The organism is Cohaesibacter marisflavi (genome assembly GCF_963665895.2).
GTDB lineage: Bacteria > Pseudomonadota > Alphaproteobacteria > Rhizobiales > Cohaesibacteraceae > Cohaesibacter > Cohaesibacter marisflavi.
This window is the reverse complement of record NZ_OY762534.1, coordinates 1,172,329-1,189,477: the sequence shown is the minus strand read 5'-3', so window position 1 is coordinate 1,189,477 and position 17,149 is coordinate 1,172,329. Positions and strand designations below refer to the sequence as shown.

Below are 17,149 nucleotides of genomic sequence, written 5' to 3'. Positions count from 1 at the left end.
GCAAGATTTTGAGCTTATAAAGATTGACGCTGGCGTGGTTCACAAGACCGCGTCAGCGTTTTTATATGTGCAGTCAAGTCCCGCGTAAGCTGCTGAGTAGCAGCTTAATGTAAATGCGGGTAAAGGATATAATTGCGGGCGAGGCCGCCTTCAAAATAGCCCTAGAGCCAAACCTCAGGGGTCTATGCCGAGAATTGGCGCTGGCCGATTATCGCATTTCAATATCGATGTGCGCCCCGTATCGAGCCTTGAGCTGATCTATTTCCTTGCCCGAAAACCCCAAACTGGATGCCTTGCGCAGAAACTGCGTCAGTTCATCCTGTTCCGACAATTCCGGTTTCATACGCTCACCCATAATGGTCGCATGTTTGTTTGGTGTGCCCATAATTTGTCCTCTGTCAGACAATGAAAAATGCCTTTTGCAACGCCGTCTAAGGAGCTTCTGCGCGTCAACAAGGGCGCACAAGACTCTACTAAGCTTTGCTGCGAGATAAACGATCACTGCAATCGCGATTGGCGCCACTCCTGAAAAGAGTGGGCTAAACACGAACAAAAATTCTCATCACTTCAGGATATGGGAGGAGGGGTATCAGGCGGAATGGTCGCTCCCCTAAGATCTATCTCTACAATAGAGTAGGGGATGATATGAAAAGGCCCGTTGTGCGTATCAAGGTCGCTTTTAATCAGGAAAAAAGAAAACGAACCATCTGAAGAACAGGTTTGATACTGCTGTTCTTCACCGCAGCCGATTAATTGCGTGCCGTCAGAGGCGGAAATCTTGGTCGCTTCGCTACAAGACACCGGCTGCTTGTGATCAAGCGCAAATGTCTTACCTGTCCCGGCATAAAGCCCGAACAACAAAAGCATGATAACAAGAATGCTTCGCAGTTGGCGTGACATGTGCGTGAAGACACTTCCTTAACCGAGCCCGTTGATTGGTACGGACTCATTATAGACTAGGTAGGAATAAGATCAAATTTCTGCAAGAGGAAGAGAAAAATAAATAGACAAAAGAGACACATGCCACAAAAATATGGACAGCAAAAAACCCCGATGCTGGCACCAGGGTCTCAAGATTGTTTAAGCCTTCAATGGACTGTTAGATCGCTTTAGCCAAGCACTTTTAGACTATCGGCATTTTCTTTGCCGTTGCGACCTTCAACCATTTCATATTCAACCTTCTGACCTTCGGTAAGGGTTGTTAGGCCGGAACGTTCAACCGCAGAGATGTGAACGAACGCATCTTTTCCACCTTCAGCTGGCTCAATGAAGCCATAGCCCTTGGTTGGGTTGAACCACTTAACAGTTCCGGTTGCCATTTCAAATTTCCTTTTGACTTAAGGGTCTTGTCCATGGGTACCTCATGTACACCATGGGGTAGTCATCTTCTTCGTGAGGCCCTGAGTAGCCGCTTACGCGCGCGGCAAACCAAACGCTTCAGAAAAACCAACGCTTAAAGATTACATCACAAAAATCAAAACTCAAAGATTAGATTTACGTCTGTTTGGAAATTTCACATTAATGTTACAAATACCAATTCTAATCTAAAATATTTTCATCTAAAATCATGAAATTACTTACAAAAACGTCATGTGTGCCGTTTTGAAAAATGATTTCAATGAAAGTTATTTAAACGAATTTATAATTTAAATCGCTAAAACTGCGGTCAATGACGAAATATTTGCCACAAAAATTCCCAATTTGCTCGAAAATCAATCAGGAGCAATGCATCGGACAAAACACGCCGCAATGGAAGAAGAAAAATGGTAAAAACAATATATATATTTCCATATCCAAGTAATGCTCAACCTCATCGCGGATAGTCTTGAAAATCGGCACAATAGCGACATTTTTCGCCCATAATGACTATAAATACCTCCTTCCTTGCACGTCATGATAGACAGCCAGATATTCTAATTCATGTAGCAGATATTCGTAGCCGTCCGGTCAATATTCCGCTATCGCAATGCGATTAATCAAGCACATGGTCGCGTGAGACACGCGACAGTGTTAGCCCATTAGCAGTCGTGCCCCGTTTGGTTGCCCGGCAATTAACATGGCTCCGAAGAAATGTCGTTTGCTTGAAGCTCTGATTGAGACCCATGAGGATTAAAAACTTACCCTAAAAATAAATAAGGGTAATAAATACTAACTCTAAATCAGTCATGAAATTTGGATCAATTCACCTAACACCCGAGAAACGCACGAAAGCATTATCTCGTCTGGGTTGATTTCGACGCTATGGTCGGCTTCCATACCATTAAGGGAAAAAACTGATTCAATAGGACTATGCAGCCGACCAGCAATCACCATTGAGGCAATTCAATGCGCTTTTCATTCGCATCTCTCGCTCACAACGCCATGACCTACCATCAGGATTGGCCTAGGCAATGGCGGAGCCCAACTCCAAAAAACCACTATGATGTTATCATTATTGGTGGAGGAGGGCACGGTCTTGCTACTGCCTACTATTTGGCAAAAAACCATGGCGTTCGAAAAGTTGCGGTTTTGGAAAAGGGGTGGATCGGCGGAGGAAATACCGGACGCAACACAACCATCGTACGCTCCAATTATCTTTGGGATGATGCCGCCCATCTATATGAAAAATCGCTGCAACTTTATGAGGGGCTTTCCAAAGATCTCAATTACAACATCATGCTTAGCCAAAGAGGTGTTCTTAATCTGGCCCATAGCCTGCAGGATGTTAGAGACACAAAGCGACGGGTAAATGCCAATAAGCTCAATGGTATCGATGCAGAATGGCTCGATGCAGAAGCGGTGAGGGCCTTCTGCCCGATCATTCGCACAGACAAGAAGGCCCGTTATCCGGTTCTTGGGGCATCCCTACAAAAACGGGCAGGTACGGCGCGCCACGATGCCGTTGCCTGGGGCTACGCGCGCGCAGCCGATATGCGCGGCGTTGATATCATCCAGAATTGCGAAGTCACAGGCATTACCAGGCAAGGCGACCGCGTAACTGGAGTTGAAACCAATCGCGGCACCATAACGGCTCACAAGATCGGTATTTGCACCGCTGGGCACTCTTCGGTTCTAGCAGAAATGGCTGGCTTTGCTGTGCCTATTACCAGTCATCCCTTGCAAGCCATGGTTTCCGAGCCAATCAAGCCCGTGCTCGATACAGTCGTCATGTCGAACGCTGTCCATGTCTATGTGAGCCAATCAGACAAAGGCGAGCTTGTTCTGGGAGCAGGCATTGATGCTTACCAATCCTATGCTCAACGGGGCTCGTTCCATGTGGTGGAGCATCAGATTTCTGCCCTACTGGAACTCTTTCCAATCTTCTCGCGTCTAAAACTGATGCGCATGTGGGGTGGTATCGTCGATACAACTCCAGACGCTTGCCCGATCATCTCAACTACGCCAGTTAAGAATCTTTATCTCAACGCAGGCTGGGGCACCGGAGGGTTCAAGGCCATACCCGGATCCGGTTTTGTTTTCGCACACACCATCGCCAATGAAGCGCCGCACGCGTTGAACGCAGCCTTCACGCTCGATCGTTTTTCGACAGGTCACTTGATTGATGAACATGGCGCCGCTGGCGTCGCGCATTAGAGGGAACTGAGCATATGTTGAAAATCAAATGTCCCTATTGCGGTGACCGTGACGAAACCGAGTTTTCCTATGGCGGTGAGGCTCATATTGAACGCCCTGACTCCCCCTCCGAGGTTTCAGACGAAGCGTGGGGAGCCTATCTCTTTGGCCGCCCCAACAAAAAGGGGCTCATGCGCGAACGCTGGTTCCATGTCCATGGGTGTCGCCGATGGTTCAATCTTTTGCGCGACACGAGCAATCACACAATCATCGGCTCCTACACGGCCCTTGAGAAACCGTCTATTGCGGAACTTAAAAAAGAGAGCCGGAAAGGAGGCGCGAAATGAGTGTCAATCGACTGCCCTCTGGCGGGCGGATCAATCGCGACGTTCCGATCCGGTTTCGCTTTAATGGCACCTACTATCTGGGATATGAGGGTGATACGCTGGCGTCCGCATTGCTCGCCAACGATATCCATCTTGTTGCTCGCTCCATGAAATATGCCCGACCGCGCGGCATCATGACCGCTGGGCCTGAAGAACCCAACGCAATAATGCAAATCAATGTGTCCAACCGCAGCGAACCAAACTCCAAAGCGACGGAAACCTATTTGCATCCGGGGCTCATTGCCGCGTCGGTCAACGCATGGCCTTCTTTGCGATATGATGCAAGACGGTTGAGCAGCATAGGTCAGCGATTGATGAGCGCCGGCTTCTATTACAAGACAATGTTCGGCTCAAGCACGCTATGGCAGAAGGTGTTTGAACCAATCATCCGCAGATCCGCAGGATTGGGCAAAGCGCCGAGCGATCCGGATCCCGATGTCTATGACCATATGCACAGACATGTTGACCTGATGGTGGTCGGAGCGGGGCCAGCAGGATTGGCAGCCGCCAGAGACGCCGCACTTTCCGGGGCACGGGTGGCTCTGGTTGATGCTTTGCCCGAATTTGGAGGCTCTCTGCTTTCTCAAAACCGAACCATCGACAAGATAAGTGTAATGGATTGGGTTTCTGGCGTCACTTCAGAGTTGGAAACCTGTGACACTGCGCTTCTTTTGCCGAACACTACTGCGATTGGCTATTTCGACCAGAATTATATCATTGCCATTGAAAGACGTCTTGATCACAAGGGAGAGGCATCCACCCCAGCCAATGTGAGAGAGCGCCTATGGCACATTCGCGCTGACAAGGTCATTCTGGCCACAGGCTCCCATGAAAGGCCTCTGGTCTTTTCAGACAATGATCGGCCGGGCATCATGCTCGCAGGCGCGGTTCAAAGCTATGTCAATCGCTTCGCTGTTCTTCCGGGCAAAAGCGCCATCCTGTTTGCCAACAATGACGCGGCTTATGAGGCCGCGCTGGATTTCAAAAAGGCTGGTGGCGATCTTGTTGCCGTCATCGACCCACGGCAGGAACCTCAGGGCCCACTGGTTGAAGAGCTGTTCGCTACCGGAACGCGTTTATTGTCTGGCCATGTTGTAACCGCGACACTTGGTGTCAATCGCTTCAAGGGGGTCAATGCTGCACCATGGAACGGTCATACGATCACCGGCAAGGAGGAGCGGTTTGAGGCCGACATTCTGATGATTTCTGGCGGTTGGAGTCCGGCTGTTCATCTCTTTAGTCAGGCTTCTGGCAAACTGCGCTATGACGCAGAAATATGCGCATTTGTGCCGGATATCTACGGCCAGAAGGAATGCTCTGTCATTGGAGCTGCCAATGGCGACTTCAGCTTGATCGAAGCGCTGCGTGCGGGCAGCCGTGAGAGCATCAAGGCAGCAGCGGCCTACGGTAAACCTACAAGAAAAACGGCCCGCCGTTATGCCGCTGAGGAACCAGACTCCGGTGTGCCCGAAGCCTGCTGGCAGGTCCCCGCACAAAATCCAACGGATCAAGGGAAACTCAAGCAGTTTGTTGATTTTCAAAATGACACGACTGCCGCAGACATTGCCCTTGCCAAGCGAGAGGGCTTTGACTCCGTTGAGCATATGAAGCGCTATACCTTAAGTGGTTTCGGAACGGATCAGGGCAAAACCGGCAACATCAACGCCTTGGCTATATTGGCCAGGCAAACCGCATCTTCCATTGAAGAAACGGGCACCACGACCTTCCGTCCGCCTTATACGCCAGTTTCATTCGGGGCAGTCGCCGGACGCTTTGTTGGCCCCCTGACGGACCCCGTGCGCACAACCCCGATGCATGAAGCGCATGTGAAGGCCGGAGCACTATTTGAAAATGTCGGTCAATGGAACCGCCCTTGGTACTATGCCAGAGCAGGCGAAGACATGGACGCAGCGGTCAGGCGAGAATGCAAGGCGGTACGCAAGGGCGTCGGTATGCTCGACGTTTCGACTTTGGGGAAAATCGATATTCAAGGGCCGGATGCACGCGAGTTCATCAATCGGCTTTACACAAACTCCGTCACGAACCTGAAGCCCGGGAATTGTCGCTATGGCATCATGTGCGGAGAAGATGGCATGGTGTTGGATGATGGCGTCATCACATGCCTTGATGACACGCATTTCATAACCACAACGACCACTGCCGGCGCAGCACATGTCTTGAGCCATATGGAAGACTATTTGCAAACAGAGTGGCCTGATCTCAAGGTCTATTGCACTTCTATTACGGAAGAATGGGCAACCATTGCCATCAATGGCCCCAAAGCGCGGGATGTCATGGAGCGGCTCAACGCTGACGAAGATTGGAGCGCAAAAGCCTTCCCGTTCCTCACGCACAAAGAAGTCCAGATCGGCGGCGTGATGGCCCGCATATTCCGGATCTCGTTCACTGGAGAACTGGCCTATGAAATCAATATCCCGGCACGATATGGACTTGCTCTTTGGAGCCATGTGGCCAACGTTGGACAGGAATGGAATATAACGCCATATGGCACCGAGGCCATGCATATCTTGCGGGCCGAAAAAGGCTATATCCTGGTTGGGCAAGACACTGATGGATCGCAGACACCGCAAGACCTCGGGCTCAACTGGATTGTCTCCAAAAACAAACCGGATTTCATCGGCATGCGATCTCACGCCAGACCGGACACTGTGCGCAGTGATCGCAAGCAGCTCGTGGGATTGATGACAGAAAGCCCGGAATTTATTCTGGAGGAAGGCGCGCAGATCGTTGAAAACCCCGACGCGCCGACACCAATTCCCATGGTGGGGCATGTCACATCCAGTTACTGGAGTGAGCATCTGGGTCATTCCATCGCGCTTGCTCTCATTGAAGGTGGTCTTGGCCGGAAGGGCGAGCAGCTACACAGCTTCTCATTGGGTAACTGGCACAAGGTGACAATTGTCGACCCGATTTTCTATGACATTGAAGGAGCCCATCGGGATGGATAACTTGCAGCACCTTTCAGCTCAATCCCCTTTATATGCCAAACGAGATCTACTCAAAAACGGCTCCGGCCAAGCCGTTACTCTTTCGCTTGAAAGTGAGCCTAATTTGATCACGTTGCGCGGCAATAGTGCGGACAAATCGTTTCTGGCGGCAGTCAAAAATCTGATCGGGTCGCCCCTTCCAGTCAAGCCATGCAGCAGTCAGGAGAAAGGCGAAGTTGCCGCTCTCTGGATGGGACCTGATGAGTGGCTGATCATTGCCAATGAAACAGATTCTTTAAAACCTCTGCCGGAGATGGCTTTGGCTCTCGCAGAGTATCACTGTGCTTTGGTTGATATCTCAAATAGCAAAGTCATGCTGTCCCTTGCGGGGCCATCCTCTCGCGATGTGCTAAGCAAGGGCTGCTCAATTGATTTCTATTCCAATAAATGGAGAAAGGGGCACTGCGTCAATAGCCTATATGCGCGATGCGATGTCACAATATGGCAAAGGGCAACGCGTGATCACTATGCTATTCTTGTCAGAAATTCCTTTTCCGACTATGTCTCGGACTATCTTCTGGATGCTGCGTTGGAATATAACGTAGCCTAAAATATGAATAAATAGAATAGTTTAGCATTAGTGAGCCAAAAGAAAACCCGCCTTGAAACAGGGCGGGTTCTTTCATTTCATATGATGCATAAAGATCATTCGGTATAGAATTTGCGACGGGCATCCTGCTCTACGCCAAGCACCATTTGCAGTTCTGCCAATCTGCGGAAATGCTCTTCCTTTTCCTCGTCAGTCTTGGCTTCGCTCAACTTTTCGAACTCTTCGGCGATGGCCTTCTTCAGTTCGATTTCGCGCGGCATGGCGCCAGTTTCTTCCAAAATGCGATAGCCAGCCTTCAGGAAGGTATCGTCACTCTGTTGAGGTGGCTTGGGTTTGCGTGCACGCTTATAACCTTCAAGCAAACCTTCCGATTTCACTTTCGCAATAAGATATTCAGTGACGTCTTTGTTAGGCATCATTTACTCCATCAGACCGTTCCGGCCCTTTAAAGATAAGATCAAATTCATGACACTTCAATGAGTAGAAGGTTATGTGGACGGCTCTTTGATGAGCCAGACCAAACCGCCTTACAGTCCGAGCGCATCAGCCAAGAAGCGCTGCGTAGTCAAGGTCTTCCAAGCCAGCGGCACGCCGTGCGGAGGTGAGTGTATTGGCCATCAGCAACGCAATGGTCATCGGACCAACGCCACCCGGAACCGGCGTTATGAAACCCGCATGCTCTGCAGCGCCATCATAATCAACATCGCCAACAAGCCGCGTTTTGCCTTCCCCACGTTCGGGAGCGGGGATGCGGTTGATCCCCACGTCGATGACACACGCACCATCCTTGATCCAGTCGCCCTTGATCATTTGGGGGCGACCAACCGCAGCAACAACAATATCCGCAGCCTTCACAACGCTTGGCAAATCCTTTGTCCGGCTATGCGCGATGGTTACCGTGCAGCTTTCTGCCAGCAAAAGAGCCGCCATCGGTTTGCCAACAATGTTGGAGCGCCCGACCACCACCGCGGATTTGCCGGAAAGATCACCCAGAGACCTCTTGGTCAGAATAAGCGACCCCGCTGGCGTACAGGGCACCATTGCCTTGTCTTTGGCTCCTGCAGTGAGCAGCCCTACATTGATTGGATGAAACCCGTCAACATCCTTGTCAGGGCGGATCAATTCCAGCACCTTGGATTCATCAATATGATCAGGCAGGGGGAGCTGAACCAGAATGCCATGAATGCTTTCGTCTTCATTCAACTCGCCCACAAGAGACAAGAGTGTGTCTTCTGAAGTATCTGCTGGCAGAGCATGTTCCACCGATTTGAAATGGCATTCATTGGCAGCTTTGCCTTTGGACGCGACATAAACCTTGCTGGCAGGATCTTCTCCAACAATGACCACTGCAATGCCTGGCACGACGCCGGTCTCATCGATCAGTTTTTTGCCCTCGACGGCAATTTTTTCTCTCAGCGCTGCGGCAATCGCCTTGCCATCAATGCGTGTTGCGGTCATGTGCTTCTCTCTTTCAAGACGTGTGATTCCATGCTCATGCGGCAATAAGTTGCCAACAGCTATAGACTCCTTAGAACAAGCCTTCAATGTCGCCTTTTTCATTAAGGTGGATAGACAGGGCCGCCGGTTTGCGCGGCAGTCCCGGCATTGTCATGATTTCCCCGCAAATCACGACAATGAAACCCGCCCCGGCAGAAAGGCGAACTTCTCTGACAGGGACGTCAAAATCACTTGGTGCGCCCAGCAGCGTCGGGTCTGTTGAGAAGCTATATTGGGTCTTCGCCATGCAAACAGGCAGCTCGCCATAACCCTCCGCTTCCCATTGCTCCAGTTGCTGGCGGATCTTCTGGTTGATGAGAACACCCCTAGCGCCATAAATCTCCTTGGCCACAATCTCGATTTTTGTCACGAACGACATGGAATCCCGATAAAGCAACTTGAATTGCGGCTTTTCCTGCTCTGTCATGGCTACAACGGCTTCGGCCAACGCCACAGCCCCTTTGGAGCCATCCGCCCAGTGCGTACACAGAATGGCCTTGCATCCCATGCTCTCAACATAACGCTGCACCACGGCGGTTTCTTCTACGGTGTCCGAGGTGAAATGATTGATTGCAACAACGACAGGAACTTCGAACTTTTTGACATTCTCGATGTGGCGACCAAGATTCGCACATCCAGCCAAAACAGCATCCTCATCAGGGGTGCCCAAATCGGCCTTGGCTACGCCGCCATTCATCTTGAGCGCCCTGACGGTTGCCACAATAACGGCAGCATCAGGCGCGACACCTGCTTTGCGGCATTTGATGTTGAAGAATTTCTCCGCCCCGAGATCGGCTCCAAAGCCAGCTTCCGTTACGACATAATCGGAAAGCTTGAGTGCAGCCTTGGTGGAAAGCACCGAGTTGCAGCCGTGAGCAATATTAGCGAAAGGGCCGCCATGCACAAAGGCAGGATTATTCTCCAGCGTCTGCACCAGATTGGGCAGGATGGCCTGTTTAAGCAGAACCGTCATGGCCCCGTCAGCGCCGATATCGCGGCAATAGACAGGTGTGCGGTCCCTGCGATAGCCAACAATAATGTCGCCCAAACGGCGCTGCAAATCCTTATGGTTTTCTGCCAGACAAAGAATGGCCATCACCTCTGAGGCGACAGTAATGTCGAAACCAGATTCTGACGGAAATCCGTTCGCAACACCGCCAAGTCCCGTCGTGATCTGCCGTAAGGATCGGTCATTCAAGTCAACAACGCGACGCCATTTGATCCGCCGCACATCAATGTCGAGTTCATTGCCCCAATAGATGTGATTGTCGACCATCGCGGCGAGCAGATTGTGCGCCGCTGTTACCGCATGAAAATCACCCGTGAAATGCAGGTTCATTTCTTCCATCGGAACAACCTGCGCCATGCCGCCACCAGCGGCGCCACCCTTAACGCCAAAACAGGGCCCCAGCGAGGCTTCGCGAATACAGACGCTTGCCTTCTTGCCAATCGCATTGAGCGCATCACCCAACCCAACTGTGGTGGTTGTCTTGCCTTCCCCCGCGGGAGTAGGACTTATGGCCGTCACCAGAATAAGCTTGCCATTGGGGCGATCTGCCAGTGCGTTCATGCAGTCTTGCGAGAGCTTGGCTTTGTCATGTCCGAAGGGGATTAGCTGTTCTGCGGGAATAGAAAGGTGTTCGCCTATCTGGGCGATTGGTTTCAGTGTGGCGGCGCGGGCAATGTCTATATCACTTTGCATCGATAGCGGGTCTCACTTTTAATCGGACAGTGGAATGCTCTGGTTTTGGTTCTGTTAAGATGATGTATTGCGAACAACAGGCAAAAATCAAGCTACCCCTGTAACAAATGCCATTCTTTCGACAAGTCAGGCAGTCACGCCTTGCAGGTGACAAAAATACTGGTATACCAAAGGGAAACAAAATACGAGGGAAACAGTAGTATGTCACATATTCATTGGCTTGGTGCGGGGCTTTCTTCCGTGCCGGGTATCCGCCGCCTTATTTCCAAAAACCGAGAAATCACCCTTTGGAACCGTACCCTCTCCAAAGCAGAGGCAGCAACGCAAGGATTGAGCGGCTCATTCGATGTCAAGGAATTCACCCTTGATGCTCTCAGTGCAGAATTGAAGCCCGGAGATGTCGCTGTTTCCATGCTGCCTGCCACGATGCACTTACAAATTGCCGAACTTTGCCTTGAGAAAGACGCTCATTTTGTTTCGTCTTCCTATGTCAGTCCGGAAATGGCTGCATTGGACGAAAAAGCAAAGGCCAAGGGGCTGACCTTCGTCAACGAAGTGGGCCTCGACCCCGGTCTTGACCATTTGCTAGCCCATCTCCTTATGAGCGATTACAAGGCAAGCGACGCTTACGATCCGGCCAATAGCCACGAATTCCGGTCCTTCTGCGGCGGCTTCCCAGCTGTTGCCAACGACTTCCGCTATAAATTCAGCTGGTCTCCCCTTGGGGTTCTCAAGGCTCTCAAAAGCCCGGCAAAAGCCATCATGGGCGGCAAGGAAGTCAACACACAGAAACCATGGGATGCGATTTCAGACTATTCTGCCAATCTGCCAGGTGGCGCAGAAGTCTTTCAGTCCTATCCAAACCGCAACTCCTTGCCCTTCATGCAAGCCTATGGCATGGGCAGCGATTGGAACGTCCACACCTTCGTACGCGGCACCTTGCGCCTTGATGGCTGGTCAGATGCGTGGGCCGATATTTTCCATTTCGTTGAAAATGAATTGGCAGGTCCGGATGGCGATGCAAAACTGGCGGCCATGAGCGAGCAGCTCTGGACGGACTATGCTTATGATGAGGGAGAACCGGACAGGGTTGTTCTGGTTGTTGACCTGAAGGCCAGCAAAGATGGCAAGGTTGTCTGGCACAAAGACTATGCCCTTGATTCCAAAGGCAGCAAAGAATTCTCAGCCATGGCGCGGCTCGTCTCCATTACTGTTAGCCTCGCGGTTGAAACTGTTTTGGAAGGCTCTCTCCCTGCGGGCGTATCCGCAGCACCGTCAGATCCTACAACGATCCATCGCTGGTTTGAAGAAATCAAGGCGCATGGGGATGAGTTCCACCTGACCGAACATGTGTCCTGATAGAGCATCATTTAGCCATTGCATCAAAGGTCCGGCATCTGTCGGGCCTTTTTGACTCGCAAGAACATATTTTATTTCGCTCCATTAGGGATAAGCATAAAACGAAAGACTAACGCACAGAGATTAATTATTAGGCATGCCCAATTCATTGGCATTCTGTCCATTTGCGTCATTAGCACAAACAGATTGACGAAAATGCCCGCCATTTTGCCAAAGTGACCGACAAAGCCACTTGAACGCCCCACCAGGAAGCGCAAAGCTCAGACAAAAGACAGTCAGAAGCTGCCTAACACCCTTCCTCTGGAGCGTTATCAATGAGCGAACCACTCAAGAAAATTCACTGGCTCGGCGCCGGACTGGCCTCCGTTCCCGGCATCCGCAGACTTGTCGCCAAAGACTACCCCGTCAATCTTTGGGAGCAGGATCTTGAAAAAGCCAAGGCAGCAACAAAAGGCCTTACCGGCAACGTAACGCTGCATAAAGCCGACAACGACGAGTTGGCAAAGGCAATTGCAGTGGGCGACATTGTCGTTTCCATGTTGCCCGCCTCCATGCATCTCAACATCGCCAAGCTATGCCTTGAGAAGGGGGCAAACTTTGTTTCCTCATCATATATCAGCCCGGAGATGGCAGAGCTTGATGCCGAGGCAAAAGATAAGGGGCTTATCTTTATCAATGAAGTCGGGCTTGACCCCGGCATTGATCATTTGCTTTCACATTTGCTCATTGAAGATTATAAAGCCAGCCCGCAATTCTCGCCCGACAACGAGCACGACTTCCAATCCTATTGTGGTGGTTTTCCGGCCATTGCCAACGACTTTACCTACAAATTCAGCTGGTCGCCCCTTGGCGTGCTCAAGGCGCTGAAAAACCCGGCCAAAGCCATCGTTGAAGGCAAGGAAATCGACATCGCCAAACCATGGGACGCTGTAAAATCCTATGATGTGGCCCTTGCTGAGGGCATGGAAACATTCCAGTCCTACCCGAACCGCAACTCGGTTGTCTTCATGCCGCACTATGGCATCTCGGAAGACTGGACCATGAAGCGTTTCGTGCGCGGTACTTTGCGTCTGAATGGTTGGGCCGAAGCATGGAAAGATATTTTCAATACCATTGAAACAACAGACGCGGACAAGGTAGATGCCGAACTTGGCCCGCTAAGCGACAAGCTCTGGGCAGACTATCTGTATGAAGATGGCGAATTTGATCGCGTCGTGCTGACGGTCGAATTAAAAGTTATGCGAAACGGCATCACAATCTGGCACAAGGCCAAAAGTATAGATAGCGTCGGAACCAGACATGCCAGCGCCATGGCGCGTCTTGTCTCCAACACCGTCAGTCTGGCGACGGAAGCCGCCTTTAAGGGCAAATTGAAGCCCGGCGTGCAGGCTGCGCCCTCAGATCCCGCTGTCATTCGCGAATGGCTAGAGACCATCTCCGAGTTGGGAGATGCGGTGCATCACACAGATTACTGTGTCCAATCCCGTATTATTGCAGCTGAATAAAAACAGTTATCCCAATCGCATATAAAGAAGGGAGGGTGCCAAACCCTCCCTTCTTATTTGTTATGAAACCTTCTTGATAACTTCTTGCCGTGCCTGTTGCTTGGTTAGCAACTTGCCTTGTTCGTTCTTGGCAAGCAGCGTACGCGCCTTCTCATATTTCGGGTCATTCCAGAAGATGGTGCAGCCATTACAGCCACGACCACAGCAGCCTTCTGTGCCAAGGCGCGGGCTCTTGGTTGAGCGCTTTGTCTGGTCTGCATCCAGAGCGTCTTGAAGCTTCACATTCTTGCGGCCGTAGAGACCTTCATCGCCGGTACCTAGCTCAAGTTCATGGGCTTCAGCATCATGCTTCAGTCGCGCCCACTGCGCCGGCGTCAAGGCGCGTTCCTTGCGTACGACGGTCATAACGGGCACATGCTGGGCCAGCAAGCCAGGATCTTCGTGATCAAACAGCGAGAAGGGAATGCGGATTTCGGGATTCGTGCCCGGATTGACCACATCCTTGATTGTGCCATTTTTGGCATCCTCAAATTCATAAAGGCGGATCGGAATGGGCGAACGCAGGTGAGGGGAGACAAACTCGAAAACATCACCCGCCTCGAGCTTGTTCTTGACCAGAACAACAAAAGCATCATCGCGCACTTCCTTGACCATGCCCGCAAATTCCCACTCAGCAAAGGTCGAGGTCTCTTCATAGCCATGAGCATAATTGGTCAGACGCCCTTCATGGAAAGCAAGCGTATAGCCGCGGTTTGGTACCGTTGCCAGCTCTTCCATATAGGCTTCAGGATCCCAATTGTCCGGGTCTTCATACCAATCATCAATCGCCATGCGGTATGCGCGGGCAACAAGGGCCACATAGTATGGGCTTTTGCCGCGCCCTTCGACCTTGAGGCTATCAACGCCAATGGAAAGATAGTCTGGCAGCTTGGGCATGATGCAAAGATCCCGGCTATTGAGAATGTAGGAACCGCGCTCATCCTCAACAATCTGCATCAATTCTCCGGGGCGCTGTTCCTCCTCTAGGAAGAAGTCAAACAGTTCCAGATTTTCTTCGCTCAGCTTCAGTTCGCGCACAGTGCCGTCACGTAACTTCATATGTACTTTGTATTTCCAGCGACAGCTGTTTGCGCAGGAGCCCTGATTGGCGCCGCGCTCAGCCATGAAGTTCGACAACAGGCAGCGGCCGGAATAGGTCATGCACATGGAGCCATGCACAAAGGCCTCAAGCTTCAGGTCAGGGCATTTCTCCCGCACCTCGGCGAGCTCCGGATAAGAAACCTCACGCCCCATAACAACGAGGCTGGCTCCCTGGCTTTCCCAGAATTTAACCGATTGCCACGAACAAACATTTGCCTGCGTTGAGACATGCAATTCCAACTCGGGCGCTTGCGCCTTGACGAACATGAAGACACCCGGATCGGCAACGATTAGCCCATCCGGCTTCACCTTGCGCACTGTCTCGACATATTGCGGCAGCTTGTCGATGTCCTTGTTGTGAGAAAACAGATTGAGCGTTAGATAAACCCGCTTGCCATGTGCATGGGCGAACTCGATCCCCTCAACCACATCTTCCAGCGTCATCTGGGACTTGGTTCTGAGACTCATGTCTGGCGTGCCCATATAGATCGCATCAGCGCCATAAAGCACCGCCATCTTCAGCTTTTCTAGATTACCTGCAGGCATCAGTAGTTCGCTTCGTTCAGGCCTCTTGACCCTTGTCGCAAGAGTGGATGTCTCGGACACGCTCATAGATAACTCCTATTCGGGATAAGGCGTGTTTGATATCAAACAAAAGCGGCTCTTTCCAGTCACAAAGTAGGTATTTTCTCGTTCATGACGAACACGAATTTGTACTGGGCCAACATATTAGTTAAAAATACGGATCCCGCATGTTATGATCGAAGGAACGAAATAGCTGCCACATGCCAAACCAGCATTCAAATAGCAATAGGCGCACGACACGAAATAAGGCACCCCCATGCAGTTTAAGAGTGAATATAGACTTCCAGCAAATTACAAAAGAATAAAGAGATGTCTTAAGTCGCCCGTAACTTTAAAAAGACTCCTTCCTAATTGTATTGACGTTGAACAACTGGACTCAAATACACTTCTTGCGACCATAAATAGCTCCGTCTTGGATGGAAAAATCATCCATTATCTGTATCACTTCGTTGATGCGGGGGAAAATAGTCCCTATCTTGAAGTAGATTGGCAAGGAACAGATCCTGCAGCTTTATTGCCAAAGGGCGGTCATAAAATCACCCTCACTGAAGAAGAGGGGGAAATGACGGTCCTTGAGTTAAACAGCACTCTGCATACGACACTGAATGGCAAGCTGGTCAAAAATGACCCCACCGTCAGCAAGGCAATCGTGTCGGACTATTTTTCGCGCTTTGTAGCCGAATTTGATCAACTGGAGGGAAATGACATGAGCAATGATAAACCCGAGTTTGAAGACGTTCTTCACGAGGCAAAAAACCCGGTTGAAGAACTCGAGGCGGAAGCTGAAGAAGCGGCAGTAAAGGGCTTTCTGGGCGGCCCGCAAATGTGGGCGCTTATTGCACTGGCAATTGTCATTATTCTCCTCTTGGTCTTCTACTGAGGAAAGTGCTATTTAATATGTCAGTTTAAGTTCAACAGAAGGCTTGCGTCTCGATGAATTTGAAATGCCATATTAAAGATCCATCCATTTACCTTCGCGCAGCGCTCTCTGTCTGCGCGGGGATTGTTTTTTCTACAATTACCGGCGTCGCTCAAGCCGCGACCCCACTTGTGTCGCCCCAATGGCTGCAAACTCATTATGCTGATGAAAACATCGCCATACTGGATCTGCAACCCGCAGAAGGATATGCCCGCGTTCATATTCTCGGGGCCGTCAACACCGATTTCAATAAATGGCGACAACCCAAGCCCAAAAAAGGCATGTCGTTGCCCGACACGCGCTATCTCATTGAACTGATCGGTTCTCTGGGTATATCCAAGGACACCCATGTCATTCTGGCGCCAATCGGCGTCAATGCAAATGAAATGGCCATAGCAACCAGAGTCTATTGGACTTTCAAGATTTTAGGGCATAAAGAAATTTCCATTCTTGATGGCGGCCTGATTGCCTATAGCGAACTACCCGAAGCGAATTGGTCGAAACAGCCTGTACCGGTCAATCGGGTTGATTATGAGGCTATGGCCGATCTCTCCAAGGCGCCTGAGGCCGCAGAAATATTGGCAGAATGGAAAAAAGGCACATCCTTCGTCGACTATCGCTCCGAGGGCGAATTTTATGGCAAGGTAGGGGGCGCACGGCCCGGGACCATTCCGAACTCAAAAAACCTCCCCTTTGACAAGCTTGTAGAACCGATTAAGGGTGGACAGTTTCTGTCTCTGCCGGAAATCAAAAAGATCTTTACCGACCGCAATATTCCTATGAGCGGCCCCCAGATCGCTTTTTGCAATTCTGGCCACAGAGCCTCATTGGGTTGGTTCGTCTCGCATGAATTGCTAGGTAACAAGGATGTGCGTCTATATGACGGCTCTATGGCCGAATGGACAAAATATCCCGACTACCCAATTGCCATTCCCAAATAAGCTGT

15 protein-coding genes are annotated in these 17,149 nt (G+C 50.7%); 8 read left to right on the top strand and 7 right to left on the bottom strand.

Translation table 11 applies throughout. The features are described 5' to 3' along the window. Positions 1-208 precede the first annotated feature (208 nt). The 3 genes from ACKPCT_RS06555 to ACKPCT_RS06545 form a co-directional block, all read right to left on the bottom strand. Positions 209-385, bottom strand: coding sequence for a hypothetical protein (locus tag ACKPCT_RS06555; RefSeq protein WP_319568723.1), 177 nt, complete (start codon positions 383-385; stop codon positions 209-211). 182 nt (positions 386-567) lie between these two features. Then, on the bottom strand, positions 568-900 hold the full coding sequence (locus tag ACKPCT_RS06550; RefSeq protein ID WP_090074797.1) for a hypothetical protein: 333 nt from the start codon (positions 898-900) through the stop codon (positions 568-570). 209 nt (positions 901-1,109) lie between these two features. Continuing rightward, the gene (locus ACKPCT_RS06545) at positions 1,110-1,319 is read right to left on the bottom strand and encodes a cold-shock protein (protein ID WP_090074798.1); all 210 of its coding nucleotides are present in this window, start codon (positions 1,317-1,319) and stop codon (positions 1,110-1,112) included. A gap of 1,006 nt (positions 1,320-2,325) precedes the next feature. Between ACKPCT_RS06545 and ACKPCT_RS06540 the strand changes: the two genes are divergently transcribed. The 4 genes from ACKPCT_RS06540 to ACKPCT_RS06525 are packed head-to-tail and all read left to right on the top strand — an operon-like array spanning position 2,326 to position 7,496. Then, entirely contained in the window at positions 2,326-3,573 is a 1,248-nt protein-coding gene (locus ACKPCT_RS06540; RefSeq protein WP_319568722.1) for a sarcosine oxidase subunit beta family protein, read from the top strand. Between the two features lie 14 nt (positions 3,574-3,587). Beyond that, complete coding sequence (locus tag ACKPCT_RS06535) at positions 3,588-3,899, top strand: sarcosine oxidase subunit delta (RefSeq protein ID WP_090074800.1); 312 nt, start codon at positions 3,588-3,590, stop codon at positions 3,897-3,899. Next, positions 3,896-6,907 (top strand): sarcosine oxidase subunit alpha family protein, encoded by a 3,012-nt coding sequence (locus ACKPCT_RS06530; RefSeq protein WP_319568721.1) that lies wholly within the window; start codon positions 3,896-3,898, stop codon positions 6,905-6,907. The genes ACKPCT_RS06535 and ACKPCT_RS06530 overlap by 4 nt, the downstream gene beginning before the upstream one ends. Further along, on the top strand, positions 6,858-7,496 hold the full coding sequence (locus ACKPCT_RS06525) for a sarcosine oxidase subunit gamma (RefSeq protein ID WP_319568720.1): 639 nt from the start codon (positions 6,858-6,860) through the stop codon (positions 7,494-7,496). The genes ACKPCT_RS06530 and ACKPCT_RS06525 overlap by 50 nt, the downstream gene beginning before the upstream one ends. 95 nt (positions 7,497-7,591) lie before the next feature. Here the strand turns inward: ACKPCT_RS06525 and ACKPCT_RS06520 are convergent, their stop codons facing one another. From ACKPCT_RS06520 to ACKPCT_RS06510, 3 genes are all read right to left on the bottom strand, one after another. After that, positions 7,592-7,912 carry a DUF1992 domain-containing protein gene (locus ACKPCT_RS06520; RefSeq protein WP_175528162.1) on the bottom strand — a complete coding sequence of 107 codons (321 nt, stop codon included), beginning with the start codon at positions 7,910-7,912 and terminating at the stop codon, positions 7,592-7,594. 127 nt (positions 7,913-8,039) lie between these two features. After that, positions 8,040-8,954: a bifunctional methylenetetrahydrofolate dehydrogenase/methenyltetrahydrofolate cyclohydrolase FolD gene (gene folD, locus ACKPCT_RS06515; RefSeq protein WP_319568719.1), complete on the bottom strand. Its 915-nt coding sequence runs from the start codon at positions 8,952-8,954 to the stop codon at positions 8,040-8,042. Positions 8,955-9,024: 70 nt separating this feature from the next. Next, complete coding sequence (locus ACKPCT_RS06510; protein ID WP_319568718.1) at positions 9,025-10,695, bottom strand: formate--tetrahydrofolate ligase; 1,671 nt, start codon at positions 10,693-10,695, stop codon at positions 9,025-9,027. 201 nt (positions 10,696-10,896) lie between these two features. Here ACKPCT_RS06510 and ACKPCT_RS06505 point away from each other — a divergent pair, with 201 nt between their 5' ends. Continuing rightward, positions 10,897-12,054, top strand: coding sequence for a saccharopine dehydrogenase family protein (locus ACKPCT_RS06505; protein ID WP_090074806.1), 1,158 nt, complete (start codon positions 10,897-10,899; stop codon positions 12,052-12,054). Positions 12,055-12,368: 314 nt separating this feature from the next. Beyond that, positions 12,369-13,559, top strand: coding sequence for a saccharopine dehydrogenase family protein (locus ACKPCT_RS06500; protein WP_319568717.1), 1,191 nt, complete (start codon positions 12,369-12,371; stop codon positions 13,557-13,559). A 60-nt stretch (positions 13,560-13,619) separates the two neighbouring features. Here the strand turns inward: ACKPCT_RS06500 and ACKPCT_RS06495 are convergent, their stop codons facing one another. After that, a complete protein-coding gene (locus ACKPCT_RS06495) occupies positions 13,620-15,311 on the bottom strand; it encodes a U32 family peptidase C-terminal domain-containing protein (RefSeq protein ID WP_319568716.1) in 1,692 nt (563 codons plus the stop codon). Positions 15,312-15,696: 385 nt separating this feature from the next. Between ACKPCT_RS06495 and ACKPCT_RS06490 the strand changes: the two genes are divergently transcribed. Both ACKPCT_RS06490 and ACKPCT_RS06485 read left to right on the top strand, forming a co-directional pair. Continuing rightward, positions 15,697-16,164: a hypothetical protein gene (locus ACKPCT_RS06490; RefSeq protein WP_319568715.1), complete on the top strand. Its 468-nt coding sequence runs from the start codon at positions 15,697-15,699 to the stop codon at positions 16,162-16,164. A gap of 53 nt (positions 16,165-16,217) precedes the next feature. After that, positions 16,218-17,144 (top strand): sulfurtransferase, encoded by a 927-nt coding sequence (locus ACKPCT_RS06485; protein ID WP_319568714.1) that lies wholly within the window; start codon positions 16,218-16,220, stop codon positions 17,142-17,144. Positions 17,145-17,149 lie beyond the last annotated feature (5 nt).

Excerpts from the sequence above, each read along its gene's own strand:
- ACKPCT_RS06550 (WP_090074797.1), bottom strand. The coding sequence starts at position 900 with ATGTCACGCCAACTGCGAAGCATTCTTGTTATCATGCTTTTGTTGTTC.
- ACKPCT_RS06555 (WP_319568723.1), bottom strand. The coding sequence starts at position 385 with ATGGGCACACCAAACAAACATGCGACCATTATGGGTGAGCGTATGAAA.
- ACKPCT_RS06495 (WP_319568716.1), bottom strand. The coding sequence starts at position 15,311 with ATGAGCGTGTCCGAGACATCCACTCTTGCGACAAGGGTCAAGAGGCCT.
- ACKPCT_RS06485 (WP_319568714.1), top strand. The coding sequence starts at position 16,218 with ATGAATTTGAAATGCCATATTAAAGATCCATCCATTTACCTTCGCGCA.
- ACKPCT_RS06520 (WP_175528162.1), bottom strand. The coding sequence starts at position 7,912 with ATGCCTAACAAAGACGTCACTGAATATCTTATTGCGAAAGTGAAATCG.
- ACKPCT_RS06510 (WP_319568718.1), bottom strand. The coding sequence starts at position 10,695 with ATGCAAAGTGATATAGACATTGCCCGCGCCGCCACACTGAAACCAATC.
- ACKPCT_RS06545 (WP_090074798.1), bottom strand. The coding sequence starts at position 1,319 with ATGGCAACCGGAACTGTTAAGTGGTTCAACCCAACCAAGGGCTATGGC.
- ACKPCT_RS06530 (WP_319568721.1), top strand. The coding sequence starts at position 3,896 with ATGAGTGTCAATCGACTGCCCTCTGGCGGGCGGATCAATCGCGACGTT.
- folD (WP_319568719.1), bottom strand. The coding sequence starts at position 8,954 with ATGACCGCAACACGCATTGATGGCAAGGCGATTGCCGCAGCGCTGAGA.
- ACKPCT_RS06505 (WP_090074806.1), top strand. The coding sequence starts at position 10,897 with ATGTCACATATTCATTGGCTTGGTGCGGGGCTTTCTTCCGTGCCGGGT.
- ACKPCT_RS06535 (WP_090074800.1), top strand. The coding sequence starts at position 3,588 with ATGTTGAAAATCAAATGTCCCTATTGCGGTGACCGTGACGAAACCGAG.
- ACKPCT_RS06540 (WP_319568722.1), top strand. The coding sequence starts at position 2,326 with ATGCGCTTTTCATTCGCATCTCTCGCTCACAACGCCATGACCTACCAT.
- ACKPCT_RS06500 (WP_319568717.1), top strand. The coding sequence starts at position 12,369 with ATGAGCGAACCACTCAAGAAAATTCACTGGCTCGGCGCCGGACTGGCC.